The organism is Facklamia sp. P12955 (assembly GCF_050409565.1).
In the GTDB taxonomy this organism is placed as follows: Bacteria; Bacillota; Bacilli; order Lactobacillales; family Aerococcaceae; genus Facklamia.
Genome location: NZ_JBNUPF010000035.1, coordinates 1 through 14,794 on the forward strand (window position 1 = coordinate 1; position 14,794 = coordinate 14,794).

14 protein-coding genes and 1 pseudogene are annotated in these 14,794 nt (G+C 36.4%); all 15 read right to left on the bottom strand.

Annotated features, from left to right (window positions below):
* Positions 1–588 precede the first annotated feature (588 nt).
* The 15 genes and pseudogenes from ACQV2G_RS08425 to ACQV2G_RS08495 all read right to left on the bottom strand — a co-directional run bounded on the left by ACQV2G_RS08425 (position 589) and on the right by ACQV2G_RS08495 (position 14,517).
* Positions 589–1,227 carry a nitroreductase family protein gene (locus ACQV2G_RS08425; protein WP_428874459.1) on the bottom strand — a complete coding sequence of 213 codons (639 nt, stop codon included), beginning with the start codon at positions 1,225–1,227 and terminating at the stop codon, positions 589–591.
* Positions 1,228–1,241: 14 nt separating this feature from the next.
* A pseudogene (locus tag ACQV2G_RS08430) lies at positions 1,242–1,648 on the bottom strand (MarR family winged helix-turn-helix transcriptional regulator).
* Between the two features lie 148 nt (positions 1,649–1,796).
* Entirely contained in the window at positions 1,797–3,101 is a 1,305-nt protein-coding gene (gene eno / locus ACQV2G_RS08435; RefSeq protein ID WP_428875458.1) for a phosphopyruvate hydratase, read from the bottom strand.
* Between the two features lie 87 nt (positions 3,102–3,188).
* Entirely contained in the window at positions 3,189–4,706 is a 1,518-nt protein-coding gene (gene gpmI, locus ACQV2G_RS08440; protein ID WP_428876597.1) for a 2,3-bisphosphoglycerate-independent phosphoglycerate mutase, read from the bottom strand.
* Positions 4,706–5,464, bottom strand: a complete 759-nt coding sequence (tpiA, locus tag ACQV2G_RS08445; RefSeq protein ID WP_428876598.1) for a triose-phosphate isomerase — start codon at positions 5,462–5,464, stop codon at positions 4,706–4,708. Before tpiA ends, gpmI begins: the two co-directional genes overlap by 1 nt.
* An 18-nt stretch (positions 5,465–5,482) precedes the next feature.
* Positions 5,483–6,679 (bottom strand): phosphoglycerate kinase, encoded by a 1,197-nt coding sequence (locus ACQV2G_RS08450; protein WP_428876599.1) that lies wholly within the window; start codon positions 6,677–6,679, stop codon positions 5,483–5,485.
* Between the two features lie 64 nt (positions 6,680–6,743).
* A complete protein-coding gene (gap, locus tag ACQV2G_RS08455; RefSeq protein WP_428874453.1) occupies positions 6,744–7,742 on the bottom strand; it encodes a type I glyceraldehyde-3-phosphate dehydrogenase in 999 nt (332 codons plus the stop codon).
* Positions 7,743–7,768: 26 nt separating this feature from the next.
* A complete protein-coding gene (locus ACQV2G_RS08460; RefSeq protein WP_428875455.1) occupies positions 7,769–8,809 on the bottom strand; it encodes a sugar-binding transcriptional regulator in 1,041 nt (346 codons plus the stop codon).
* A 285-nt stretch (positions 8,810–9,094) separates the two neighbouring features.
* A complete protein-coding gene (locus ACQV2G_RS08465) occupies positions 9,095–9,742 on the bottom strand; it encodes an SdpI family protein (protein WP_428874451.1) in 648 nt (215 codons plus the stop codon).
* 13 nt (positions 9,743–9,755) lie between these two features.
* Positions 9,756–10,016, bottom strand: coding sequence for an autorepressor SdpR family transcription factor (locus ACQV2G_RS08470; RefSeq protein WP_428874450.1), 261 nt, complete (start codon positions 10,014–10,016; stop codon positions 9,756–9,758).
* 158 nt (positions 10,017–10,174) lie between these two features.
* Positions 10,175–10,783, bottom strand: coding sequence for an ATP-dependent Clp endopeptidase proteolytic subunit ClpP (gene clpP, locus ACQV2G_RS08475; RefSeq protein ID WP_428876600.1), 609 nt, complete (start codon positions 10,781–10,783; stop codon positions 10,175–10,177).
* 113 nt (positions 10,784–10,896) lie between these two features.
* Positions 10,897–11,868 carry a sensor histidine kinase gene (locus ACQV2G_RS08480; RefSeq protein ID WP_428876601.1) on the bottom strand — a complete coding sequence of 324 codons (972 nt, stop codon included), beginning with the start codon at positions 11,866–11,868 and terminating at the stop codon, positions 10,897–10,899.
* 23 nt (positions 11,869–11,891) lie between these two features.
* Positions 11,892–12,761, bottom strand: coding sequence for a hypothetical protein (locus tag ACQV2G_RS08485; RefSeq protein WP_428875449.1), 870 nt, complete (start codon positions 12,759–12,761; stop codon positions 11,892–11,894).
* On the bottom strand, positions 12,754–13,677 hold the full coding sequence (locus ACQV2G_RS08490) for an ABC transporter ATP-binding protein (RefSeq protein WP_428876602.1): 924 nt from the start codon (positions 13,675–13,677) through the stop codon (positions 12,754–12,756). The genes ACQV2G_RS08485 and ACQV2G_RS08490 overlap by 8 nt, the downstream gene beginning before the upstream one ends.
* A gap of 141 nt (positions 13,678–13,818) precedes the next feature.
* A complete protein-coding gene (locus tag ACQV2G_RS08495) occupies positions 13,819–14,517 on the bottom strand; it encodes a response regulator transcription factor (protein ID WP_428876603.1) in 699 nt (232 codons plus the stop codon).
* Positions 14,518–14,794: the final 277 nt, after the last annotated feature.

The following is a 14,794-nucleotide window of genomic DNA, read 5'->3' on the forward strand; positions in this document are numbered from 1 at the left end:
TTCAATCTCTTTTGGATCAAAAACGACCAGTTAACGAGACGAAATTAAGAGAAGGTCTCACAAAGCCCCAAGTATCTTAATGGACTAAACTAGCACCCTTCGGTTGCTTCCCTCGCATTTTAGAGGGCCTATCAATCCTACAGATCTAAGCGAATCCACATGGTATTCGAAAGCTCTTCTAAAATGCGAGGTTAGGATCGGAAATAATCGGAATGTTGATAAAATAATTACAATCTTATAATGTAGGTCACACAATTTATTTGACACTACCATACTAAGTTTTTTAAAAGGGTTGCCTTACAATAAAGTTCATATCCAAGTATTGTTTTTCTGAACTTCTATGTTTATCCTATATGTAATCTGATCCTAAGTAGATCGATCTTCAATTCAACTTTATAACAATAATAGTATTATCTATATTTTTTAAACGTGGTTGAGAATCACAGTAATGCGTTTAATATCTTCCATTTTTATAATTATTACTTGTTAATAATAAAACTTTAAACGCCTCCTCTAGCGATGCCAATAAGCATCGCTAGAGGAGGCGTTTAACTTTAATTTATAAATTCTTTAAGTTTTTAGTGTTTCTTATTTAAATTCTGTAATTTTTTCAGCGGCTAAGCGTACGGATGGATAACCAGAATCTTTAGCCTTTCCAATTGATAGGATCATTACCGGTACATAGCGTTCTTTGTCGAGACCGAAAGCTTCAGCCAATAAGTCCTCTTCAAAACCACCGATTGCATTGGTATCATAACCATGAGAACGAGCCACTAACATTAATTGCATGGCTGCCAAACTTGAATCAATTTTCACAACATCATTCATTTTTTGTTTAGAAAAGCTTTTATAATAAGGAATAATGACAGATAATTGTTGATCTCTCGTTTCAGCAGGCATTTTGCCTTCCTCGACTGCTTGATTGTAGATTTCTTCACCGAGTTCATAACACTGCATATCGCCAAATATTAATATCATAGCAGATGAAGTGTCATTTTGTAGCGTATTAAAACGAATAAGTGGTTTTAATTTGGCTTTTTGCTCTTGGCTTTCAACCACCACAAACCTCCATGGTTGCATATTGACGGATGAAGGAGCTGTGGTAGCTTCTTGAATCATTTCAAGCATTTCTTCCTGACTTATTTTATACTTCTCATCATAAGCACGAATTGACTTTCTTCCATAAGTAATTTCTGAAAAATTATTAGTGACTAAGTGGTTGGACATATTATTCTCCTTTTCTATTGTATTAATTTGGTTAATAATTCGATCAATCGCTGTGTTTCATCTTTAGATAGGGGTAAAATCCTCTGTTGCTCAGATTGACAATGACTCTGCTGGCAACGATTCAAATCATTTAACGCCTTATCGGTAATTGTTACGAGCACTTCACGATTATTTTCTTTATTTCTTTTGCGGATCACATATTTTTTCCTTCAAGAATTCTTAAATGTCTTGTAACAGCTGCACGATCTATCTTTAGTTCCTTTTGTAGACGAGTTTGGCAACAAGGACCATGCTCTTTTAAAAACATCATTAATTCAAAGCGCGTTATACTAAATGACGTTTCTTTTTCAAATTTACTAATTAACTCCTGGTTAACTAGTTTTAATTGATAAAATAATCTACTTACTTCTCTTAGACTCACCAAACCCTCCCTCTTTCATTTCATAAATCAACAGTTGACTCGTCAATTATAAAGTGTTTTGTTTGTTTTTTAAAATAAAATGCTCCTTTATTAACCAAAAAAACGCTCTCTAAATTCTTAGAGAGCGCTTTAATCTATTCTGTCAATCTTATTTGAAATCTTTTAAATTATAGAAAACTTTTTTGCCATTATATTGTGCTAATTCACTTAATTCATCTTCAATCCGCAATAATTGATTATATTTGGCAATACGGTCTGTACGTGATAAAGACCCTGTCTTAATTTGACCCGCATTGGTTGCTACTGCAATATCCGCAATAGTGGAGTCTTCCGTTTCACCTGAACGGTGAGAAATGACTGCTGTGTACCCTGCACGCTTAGCCATTTCAATCGCATCAAATGTCTCAGTTAGTGTCCCAATTTGATTCACTTTGATTAAAATGGAATTCCCCACACTTTCTTCAATACCACGTGAAAGAATTTCAGTGTTGGTCACAAATAGATCATCTCCAACTAATTGGACTTTGTCACCTAAACGTTCAGTTAGTAACTTCCAACCCTCCCAGTCATTTTCATCCATACCATCTTCAATGGAAATGATTGGATATTTATTCACTAACTCTTCAAGGTAGTCAACTTGTTCTTGGGCTGAGCGTTTTTTACCGCCTTCTCCTTCAAATTTGGCATAATCATAAACACCCTCTACGTAAAATTCTGAAGCGGCACAGTCAAAGCCTAAGAAGATATCTTGACCGGGTTTGTAGCCAGCTTTCTCAATCGCTTTAAGAATGGTCTCTACACCGTCTTCCGTTCCTTCAAAGCGAGGCGCAAAACCACCCTCGTCACCTACTGATGTTTCTAACCCACGTTCCTTGAGAATTGATTTTAGCGCATGGAAAACTTCAGCGCCCCAACGTAACGCTTCTTTAAAGTTTTCAGCCCCAACAGGTAAAATCATAAACTCTTGGAAAGCAATCGGAGCATCCGAGTGTGAGCCACCATTAACAATATTCATCATTGGTACTGGTAACTCTTTGGTATTGAATCCACCTAAGTATTGGTATAAAGGTATTTCTAAATAATCAGCAGCTGCACGTGCCACAGCAATAGATACGCCTAAGATAGCGTTTGCTCCGAGTTTTCCTTTATTCGGTGTGCCATCCATTTCAATCATCATTTGATCAATAGCTTGTTGTTGCAATACATCAAACCCTAATAAGGCTTCGGCTAAAAAGTGGTTAACGTTATCAACGGCTTGGCTAACTCCTTTGCCACCATAGCGTGTTGCATCTCCATCACGTAATTCTACTGCTTCATGTTCTCCAGTAGATGCTCCTGAAGGGACCATTCCGCGTCCAAAGGCACCACTTTCGGTATAAACTTCTACTTCAATTGTTGGGTTTCCTCTTGAGTCAAGAACTTCACGTGCGTAAACATCTGTAATATAAGGCATTTTATTCGCTCCTTTTGTTGGATTGAAACGGTTAAACGTCTCAATCTTATTCTATTGTTTTAGTAAATTAAATTCAATGAATTGCCATTAATGCTTAATTAAACTTTGGCTAGTCATCTCACTTGGTTGGTCAATTTTTAAAAGGTCAAGCATAGTAGGTGCTAAATCAGATAGTATGCCACCTTCTCTTAACGAGATTCCTTCTTTCGTAACAATCACTGGTACAGGATTGGTAGTATGAGCAGTCATAGGTTTACCTTCTAACGTAATGACTTCATCTGAATTGCCGTGATCGGCTGTAATGATTGCAACACCTTCTTTTTCTAAAATCAAATCGACAATTTGACCGAGGCACTCATCGACCGCTTCAATAGCTTTGACGGTTGGCTCTAACATACCTGAATGACCAACCATATCCGGATTAGCAAAATTAAGAATGATTGCATCAATCGTATCTTCATTAATTTTATCTATCAATGCGTCCTTGACTTCGTAAGCGGACATTTCAGGTTTTAAGTCATAAGTAGCTACTTTAGGAGAAGGAATTAAAATACGTTCTTCTCCCGGAAACGTTTCATGACGGCCACCTGACATAAAGAAAGTGACATGAGGAAACTTCTCAGTTTCTGCAATACGTAACTGCGTTTTGCCTGCTTTCGCTATCGCTTCGCCAATCGTATTCACTAAATCAACTTTCTTGAAAGCAATTTCGGCTAGAACATCTTTTGAATATTTAGTAAATGTTACAAATTGTAAGTTTTCTGGTCGATTCGATGTGTCAAAGCCGTCAAAAGCCGGATTACTTAAAGCTGTTGATAGTTGAATCGCACGATCGGGTCGGAAATTATAATAAATAAGGCTATCGCCTTCTTTAATATGTCCTTCTGGATCCACCACAAAAGGTTGAACAAATTCATCATATACTTCTTGTTCATAAGAAGCCTGAACTCCTGCTTCAGCAGAGGCATATTGAGGCCCTTGGCCACTAACTAAGGCATCATAGGCTAATTTAACGCGGTCCCAACGCTTATCACGGTCCATTGCATAGTAGCGTCCAGAGACTGTTGCAATTTCACCAATTCCTTTTTCTTTAATAAAACTTTCTGTATCTCTTATAAAATCTATTCCGGATTGAGGTCCAACATCACGTCCATCTAGAAAAGCGTGAATATACACTTTGTTTAAATCCATTTCTTTAGCTAACTCAATTAAACCGAAGAGATGATTGATATGTGAATGAACCCCACCGTCAGAAAGTAAGCCCATTAAATGCAATGCTCCATTATTTTGCTTAGCGTGCTCGATGGCCTTGGTGAGTTCAGGAATCTTTTTTATACTACCCTCTTGAATGGACTTATTTATTCGCGTCAAGGATTGATAGACAATTCTTCCAGCCCCAATATTCATATGTCCTACTTCAGAATTCCCCATTTGACCTTCTGGTAAACCAACATTTTCCCCTTCTGCTCTGAGTTGTTGATGGGGAAATTGCTGCCAATAACGATCAAAGTTGGGTTTATGCGCCGCCTTAACGGCATTCCCATAAGTCTCCTCGCGAATACCAAAGCCATCTAAAATAATTAAAGCAATAGGTGCTTTTCCCATTATTTAACCGCCTCCAATAAAGCTAAGAATGATTCAGGTTGTAGGCTCGCTCCGCCTACTAATGCTCCGTCTACATCTGGACAAGCTAGGTACTCTGCAATATTATCAGGTTTAACTGACCCGCCATATTGAATACGTACTTGATCAGCTACCTCTTGGTTAAAGTTTTCTGCTACTACTTGACGAATCGCATGACACATCTTTTGGGCATCATCTTTTGTTGCTGATTTACCCGTCCCAATTGCCCAAATTGGTTCATACGCAATTACCAATGATTGTACTTGACCTTCCGTTAAATCTTTTAAAGCTGCCGTTATTTGTTGGCCTACAAATTCCTCAGCATTTCCTGCTTCGTAGGTTTCGAGCGTTTCTCCGCAACAAATAATCGGCTTCATTCCATTACGAAAGATAGCATGAGTTTTTTGATTAATTTCTTCATTGCTTTCATGAAAATATTGACGACGCTCAGAATGTCCAATGATCACATAATCTACACCTAAAGCCGCTAGCGTTTTGGGACTGATTTCGCCCGTAAAAGCGCCTTCATCTTCCCAAAAACAATTTTGCGCAGCTACTTGTAAATCAGTTCCCTGTACAGCTTCGGTCATAGCTTCTAAGAAAACAGCAGGTGCTCCGATCACTGCATCCACTAAATCATTTGAAGGGATATCTAATTTGACATTTTCAATAAAACCACGTGATTCTTTAGCTGTTTTATTCATTTTCCAGTTTCCGGCAATAATTGGTTTTCGTGACATATTTTTCTCCTTTTCTAATTATAGATTATCAATGGACTCCACGCCTGGTAATTCGGCTCCCTCAAGATAAGATAAGGAGGCTCCTCCACCGGTAGAAATATGCGTGAACTTATCTTCATAACCCAATTGAGTAACAGCTGCAGCAGAATCTCCTCCACCTACAATAGTGGTCGCACTCTCTAAATTAGCAATGGCTTGACAAACTCCCATCGTTCCCTGTGCAAATTTTTCCATTTCAAAAACACCCATTGGCCCATTCCACACTACAGTTTTGGCGCCAGCTAAAGTTTCAGCAAACAAATCAACTGTCTGAGGCCCTATATCCATCCCCATGTAGTCTGTAGGAATTTCTTCAGAAGCTACCACTTTAGTTTCGGCATCCTTGTTAAATTCTTTAGCCACAACATTATCAACCGGTAACACTAATTTATCGCCTGCTTTTTCCATAATTTCTTTAGCGAGTTCGATGCGATCTGGTTCACAAATGGATTGTCCAATTTCGAGGCCTTTTGCCTTGAAAAAGGTATACGCCATACCTCCACCGATAATTACTTTATCAGCTCGATCTAACAAATTCTCAATAACTTTAATCTTATCAGAAACTTTTGCTCCCCCTAATATAGCAACAAAAGGACGTTCCGGCTGATCTACCGCTTCTTTCAAGAATTTCACTTCTTTTTCCATTAAGAAGCCGACCGCTGAATCTAAATGCGCTGCAATACCAACATTCGATGCATGAGAACGATGTGCGGTTCCAAATGCATCATTAACAAATAGATCCCCTAGACTTGCCCAATACTTGCCAAGTTCTGGATCATTCCCAGATTCCTTTTTCCCTTCTACATCTTCAAACCGTGTGTTTTGAACTAACAATACTTGACCCTCTTGCAAATTTTTAACCGCTAATTCTAATTTTTCGCCACGTGTTTCATCAATAAAAACAACCTCTTGTCCTAATATTTCAGATAAACGATTTGCTACAGGATTTAAGTTACGATCTGCTTTATCCAAATCCTCTGCCGATTTGATCTTACCTAGATGTGAAAATAAAACAACCTTGGCTTGATGCTCAATTAAATACTTTATCGTATCTAGAGCAGCTACAATTCGATTATCGTCTGTAATCTTATTACCATCCATCGGAACGTTAAAATCGACACGTACTAATACGGTTTTGTTTTCAAGGTTTAAGTCTCTAATAGTTTTTTTAGCCATTCTTCTTCCTCCTTTATGAAAAAAACGGAGAAGCGCGTTTGCTTCCCCGCTAGTGTGGGTCTTATTAATTTAATTCAACAAAATATTCTAAGGTTGAAATCATGTTCGCTGTAAAGCCGTACTCATTATCATACCAAGAGGCTGCCATAACGATTTGATCGTCACCTTCACCCATTACTTTTGTAAGTGTTGAATCAAAAACAGATCCTGCTGGATAACCAATAATGTCTGCAGAAACAATTTCATCTTCTTCATAGACAAAAGCATCTGATTCATATTTCTTCATCGCTGCGTTAACTTCCTCAGCTGTTACTTCTTTGTCTAAGACTGCATATACCTCAGTTAAAGAACCAGTGATTGTTGGAACTCGTAAAGCTGCACCGTCAATTTTACCATTCAATTCAGGAATTACTTTTCCGATTGCTTTAGCAGCTCCAGTGGAAGCAGGAATAATTGAAAATGCTCCTGCACGGTTTTTACGTCCGCCTGGCGAATCTTGTAATTTTTGAGTTGCTGTATAAGCATGAACCGTTACCATTTGGGCAGATTTTAGACCAAATTCTTTATGTAAAACATTGACCATTGGAGCTAAGCAGTTAGTTGTACATGAAGCTGCTGAAACAATCACATCATCAGCTGTTAGAACTTCGTGGTTTACACCATAAACAATTGTCTTCGTTTCAGCTGACTTAGCGGGCGCTGAGATTAGGACACGCTTAGCACCTGCATCGATATGGGCTTGAGCCTTTTCTGCTGAATTGTAAAAACCAGTACATTCTAAGACGAATTCAACCCCTAAATCTTTCCATGGTAACTTCGCTGCATCTGGCTCAGCAAAGGCTTTAATCTCTTTACCATCTACAACAATCACATCACCTTTAGCTTCTACAGAGTATGGAAAACGACCTTGCGCTGAGTCATATTTTAATAAATAAGCTAAATCTTCGTTATCTGTTAAATCATTAATTGCAACAACTTCTAAATCTGAATCCTTTTCTAAAATACGACGTAATGCTAAACGTCCAATACGACCGAAACCATTGATTGCGATTTTTGTTGACATATTGATAATTTCCCCCTTAGGATATTTTATTTAAATTGGGTAACCCCATTTAAAACAGCTTTAGCGAGACTTTTATCACAAATGAGCCAGGTTTGTTTTGGCATCATCTTGTAGAAAGCTCGGGTAGCAGGTGCTTTTTGTTGGCCTGCTACTATGGTTAATAATAACGGAAACTTAATGACATCTTCAAGTTGTAAGCCTAAGCGAGGGATGGAAAAAACAACCTTTCCCTCTGCATCATAAAAAATGCCAAATGCTTCTCCTACCGCTTGACCTTCGAGAAGTATTCTTTCTTGTGGCGGAGTTAGTTTTCTTCGCTTTGACATTACTTGAGCAGCTCCCACACTTAATAAAAGACAGTCCGCTGATCGACTTAAATCAAGGGCTTTTTTAATGGTTGGATCCTTAACAATCTCTTGACTCAACTGATCAGTTAAACGATCTGGAATATACAAGGGAACATAGTCAGCTTGGGTCTCATGAGCCATTATTCCAGCTACCGTATTAGATTGAATATGAAAAGAACCTTCCATACCACCACGGCTAGGCACAAAGGATAATTGTCTGTTTTGCGATAGTTCCTTAGTAAAATGTTGACCCATATTAGCCAAAGTGGACCCTCCCGTAACAGCTACAACCGCTTCTTGCGGTAATTCTTGTCCTAGAATCGTTTGAACTGCTTCAGCAAGCATTTGAAAAACTGTAAAGTCGCTATCTACATCGCCAGCTACTACCCAGCAGTTTTGTATATTTAATTCTTTAGCTAAGGCTGCTTCGTATTCCGGTAAACGGTCCTGCCCCATCCGTAACTGCTGAATGAGATGGCCTACTCTTTGTCCTTCATCCGTAATACGTATCCCCGCACGACTTACATCTACCAGACTTTGATCACGCAATACTTGTAAATTAGTTCTCAAAGTTCGCTCGGACAAATGAATTTGTTTGGCTAACGCTTTACGACCAATTCGTAGTTGATGCTTAGATAAAGCTTTTAAAACATTAAGACGAATGTCTAACATCTCACCAAGTTCTGGTACCACTGTACCTAATTCATCAATCAAATCCATTCCAAGCCTCCTGTTGGTCGCTGAATGACCTTGTTTTATAAAAAGAAGAAAAGCTATTCATCTTTCTTCATAAAGCATTCTAACACTGCATGGTTTAAATTACAATGGATATACTTTCTGAATCTGGGCGCTTTATGTCCTTTGAAATCTACTGCTTCATCTTCTAAGCTAATCTTACCCCATTAATTACTATCGATAGTAACTCCATTCGACTTTGTTCAAAAAACAAACAATCTAAATGATGAAAACATACATTTAGATTGCTTATCATAAATAAAAAAATCATTAAAGATGTTGTTTGCGATACAACCAATAGGAAGCTCCAACGACACTCATAGTGCCACCTAACGTGATCAAAGGAACACTCCATTCTTTAATAGTCAACGGCAAGAAGACGGTTAATAAAATAAGGATTCCCATTACAACAAATATTTTTCCAGCTAAACGGTGGGTAAGATACCACACCTTTTCATCAGCTAATGTCCAAGGGGTACGTATGCCCATAAAATAATTAAATTTAATTTTTGGCATATAATTCCCTAAAACAATAAATAGTAGCCCTAAACTTCCTTCTAAATAGGAAGGAATCTGGTTGAGCCAGTTTAAACCATAGGCACCTATAATTATTTGACTGCTAAGTAAATAAATATTCATAGCAAAAATGATTAAATAAAAATGCTTTTCAAAACGTCGATAATTTTCGCGTTTTGGATCAATGCGTTTCAATACTTCTACTAAAAGATTCAGTCCAGCCAATAATGCAGGAAACTTAAAAAGATTTATTTTAGGACCATAATTATCAGCATTCCCTGCCAAATCAAAGTGTGTAGGAATCACTTCGGGTGCTTTTATAAAGAAATAGCCCGCTAGAATAATAGAAACACAAACAAGAACCCAGTTTTTATAGTAATGCCTCGTTAAGTTTTTAGTCATAAAATCCTCTCCTTTATTTTTCTAAATTCATTAACCATTGAATGACTCCATCTAAAACGGAACTATTTAATTCATAATAAATAAACTGTCCCTCTCTTTTATCAATCACTAAATCAGCCTGTTTTAAAATAGAGAGATGTTTAGAAATAGTAGAACCTGCCGATTCAAATTGACGGACAATTTCCCCAGCAGTTAAAGGGCCGGGTCTGAGTAATTCTAAAATTTTACGTCGATTGGGATCACTTAAAGCTTTAAAAAGCAGTTGAACACTCAAATGTTCACCTCCTCATCTTTTTATTTCGATAATTAGCTAAATATCTAATTATAAGTTTAGCATGTATTTTAAAATTATGCAATGCTGCCTTCATCTAAGGGCACAAAAAAAGTACCAGCGCATTGCTAGTACTTAAAAGATACGGATATTTCCTTTTATTACTTATCTTTCTTAGTCTTTTTATCCTTACGATTGGCCATCACTTCGTCCACTAAGCCATAAGCTTTCGCTTCTTCAGCCGTCATAAAATTATCTCGGTCGGTATCCTTTTCAATCACTTCAATAGGTTGACCAGTCGCTTCACTTAAAATTTCATTTAAGCGCGTTCTCGTCTTCAAAATATGGCGTGCAGCAATTTCAATTTCAGTGGCTTGGCCTTGAGCACCACCTAAAGGCTGATGAATCATTACTTCAGCGTTCGGTAAGGCAAAGCGCTTGCCTTTGGTTCCTGCTGCTAATAGGACGGATCCCATTGATGCAGCTAATCCAATCACGATCGTTTGGACGTCCGCTTTGATAAAGTTCATGGTATCATAGATGGCCAAACCAGCCGTAACACTACCTCCTGGTGAATTGATATAAAGGTAGATATCCTTCTCAGGATCTTGAGCATCTAAAAATAATAATTGGGCAATGACTGAGTTAGCCATGTGGTCATCCACTGGACCTGATAACATAATAATTCGATCTTTTAACAAGCGCGAATAAATATCATAAGCGCGTTCACCACGTGATGTTTGTTCTATTACTGTGGGTACTAAATTCATTCTATATCCTCCCTTTAATCTGAGCCTTTCAATTTACTTCAATAGTATAACGGATTAGGTCAAGAATGGTCAAGTTTTATGCTCTTCCATTTTTCCATGAAATCATTCGCTAATTAGATTGGAAAATAAAGATTTATCAATATATCAGACCCTTTTGTTTCCAAATAAATTTGACCGCCTAATTTCTCAATGACTATTTTAATTATATTTAGGCCTAAACCTGTATTTTGTTTTGTTTTCGACTGCTTGTTTTTAGCTTGATAGAAGCGATTCAACCAAGTATTAGGATCTTCATTAATTGGATGTGAAAGTCGATTACAATAAATAATTCTTACGACATTTGCATTACCTGGTAAGACCTCCCGTTTTGTTTGATTTATTAAGTCTTCATGCTTAAGATTTGTTAATTCTTCCTCAATTTTATGGCCCGACAATTTGATTTTTAAATAATCCTTGCCATGATCTAATACATTTTTTACTAAATTATCTAGCGCGTGGTTCAGCAGTCTGACATCCGATGTAATTAAAAAACTACCGTCCGATAAGTCAAGTTCAACTTCAATATTAGCTGTTTTCAACTGATCATAGAAAGACAAAACATGCTGAGTAATAATTTCATTTAAGTTCACTATTTCGTTCTTGTACTCAAATTCTGTATCTTGCAACCTCTCCAATAAGAAAAGCCGATCCAACAAATCTTTTAAATGATCAATTCTTTGATAGATAATTTGAAAATAACGCTGCTTGTCGTTCTCATCCTCGCTGGTTTCCATTAATTGAAGATAACCCATGAGTGAGGTCAAAGGTGTCCTCACATCATGGGAAAGATTAATCATTAATTCTTGCTTTGAACGTTGCTCAATTTGTAATTCTCGATATATATTTCTTTCTTTAATTAATGCCAAGTTTATCCTTTTAACAAGTTCATTCATTTCTGATGAAAAGATCTCTTGTGTCAGTAATTGATTGGTAGGGGATTTACTGATAACTTTTAATTGCTTCGTCAAATCAGAAACTTGGAGCCGATAGTAATAATGATAACCAACTATAGCTAGAATTATCAAAATCAATAAAAAATATATCATTGACGGTCCCTACTTTCTATGCTCTAATGTTCAAACTTAAAGTCTATTCGATAAATATACCACCTATTCAAGAGATAAAGTACCAATAGGTATACAACACCCATACTTACCACTGACATGGCTTGCTCTGAATAATTTGGGCCCATTGACATTAGCTTATTGGAGAATAATTGTTTTGTAAGATCCAAACCAACAATATCCCCTATAAATCCAATGATTTGATTGTGAAAACCTGTTCCCACTAGGCAAGCTAAGACAATGATTGCCACTTTACTTTGTAGCAATAAACTTAAGGTTACTGTCACCGACATAATAATAAGGTACATAAGAGCTTGTGGCAATAGTAAAGCTAAATGATCTTGCCAATAAATAGGCAACTCTAATTGACCTGTCACACCGGCCATTAGAACTGAAAAAGCAATACAAACAACTTGAAATATGAAGAATATTAACAAGGCGACAAATAATTTAGAAGTCATCCATTTCCATTTCGCCCCTTTAATAGCTAACATATTTTTTAAATAGCCAGAAGAAAAATCACTTTCAATAAAAACAGCTGAAAGTATATAAACAAAAAGAAGGCTCAAACTGTAATTAGCAATTAGACTATCGGAAAAACGATAGGCTTTTTTTTCTTCTTGAATACTTGTTTCGTACTCTTCCTCTGTTAAAATTTCTCCTTCTTGCATCGATTTTATTTCTAACTTAAAATTGCCTTCTTCATTGGTTTCTTTCGAAGTCATTGATAGTTGATAGTCTTCGTAAGATTTGTGTGTTGTTACATAGCCGCCATAAGTTAGTAAAGAGAATATCAACGAAAGGATCAATAACGTAATCCAAGTAGCCTTCATGTGCAACAACTTATAGGAATCAAAGCGAATAAAATTAACCATTGTTGTGACCTCCTGTTAAGCGGATAAAATAATCTTCTAAGCTCGCTCGCTCAACTACCAATTGTTCAAAAAGAATGCCTGAGCGAATTAATTCATGGCTAATGACTGACGAATTATCTAAGTGTTCATATACACGCAGTTCAGAATCGCTCACTTGCTTAATTTGCTGAAGATCTAATTTTTCTTGTAAATGTGCCATTATTTGAGCCTGATCGCCACCCTTAATCCGAATAAAATCTTGATTAATCTGATTTAATTCCTCCATATCTGCTTCTTTTAATAAGGTACCTTCATTAATAATACCAATTCGAGTCGTGAGTTTCGCCAATTCACCCAAAATATGACTAGATATCACAACCGTAATATGACGCTCGCTATTCAATTTAAGAATCGTCTCGCGGAACTCACTAATTCCCTGCGGATCCATTCCGTTGGTAGGTTCATCTAACAACAAAAGATCCGGATCTCCTACTAAAGCTAAAGCAAGACCTAATCGCTGTTTCATACCCAATGAAAATTTTTTAACTTTCTTTTTCTTAACTTGACTAATGGGTAAGCCTACTAAATTCAATAATTCTTCTATATAATTGTCACGGCGAATTCCATACAATTTACATTTTAGTTCCAGGTTTTGCCCAGCTGTGAGTCCCATATAAAGTCCTGGCGCCTCAATTAAAGTGCCAATTCTTACTTGAAAATGGTCATTTTTAGCCATTTCTTGGTCTTGAATCCAAACCTTTCCACTAGTCGGTAGAATCTGACGATTAATGATCTTCATTAAGGTTGTTTTACCAGCTCCATTACGACCAATCAGACCATAGATATCACCCGATTGAACATTCATACTGACATTATTCAATGCAAACTGATTGTTATACGCTTTACATAAATTTTCACTTTTAAGAATGCTTTCCATCATCTTTCCTCCTTTGTTATCTATATTATAGACTCCTTCAAAAATATAATGGCAAAGGAAAAACAAAGAAAGTATTAAGAAAAGGTTAAGATAAAAGCATGAAAGAAAATAAAAGAAATTGAAATATTCAATACAATTTAACTACTTTTTATTTTTCAGCGAAATCAAACGGAAACCAATTCCCCAAACCGTTTCAATCCAAGGTCTTTTACTTATTTGGTCTAATTTCTTACGTAAATTTGATACATGAACGGTTAATGTCTTATCATCTGCCAAATAATTTGCCCCCCACGCATATTCATAAATTTCAAGCTTTGAGAAAACCTTCTTTGGTTGACTTAATAATAATTCTAAGATCCTTCTTTCTTGAGGCGTTAAATTTAATTCCTGCCCTTGATAATTAATTGTTTGGGTCTCTAAATCAATCATTAACCCTTCGAAATTCAATCTCTTATTCGATGTTTTTTCCTCTAAACTAGTTTGATAGCGTTTAAGGCATACTTGAATACGAGCTTTTAACTCTTTAAGATCAAATGGCTTCACCAAGTAGTCATCTGCTCCAGCTTGTAAAATTTCTACCTTATCATCAACTTGTTCTTTAGCTGAAATAACAATCACCGGAATGGATTTTTCCCGGCGAATTATTTTGAGTAGGTCTAAACCAGAGAGGCCTGGTAACATTAAATCTAATAGTATTAGATCAAAACTTGATTGCTCGAATAAAAGTTGACCTTCGCTCCCTGAGTAAGCAGGAGTCACTGAATATCCTTCAATTGTTAATGCTTCTACTAGCATTTTGCTAATTTGAGTATCATCTTCAACAACTAATATCGATACCATAAGTTCACTCCTTTTTAAATAGTATATCAAAAAACTAAAATATTGGTCCAAAAAAATATAACTGATTCTTTTCCCCATATACGAGAAAGATATATTTCGAAAGATCATCCAAATTAAAAATACATTCCATATAAACTGAAAAATTATATTTAAAAAAAGCTTAACTTGATTTAAAAAGATTCTATAATAAATAGGGTTAATGGTAGAAAAACACTTCCTTCCACCCTATTTTTTGGTACATAAAAACACAGAAGTCCGATCTATTAAAAGTGGTAAC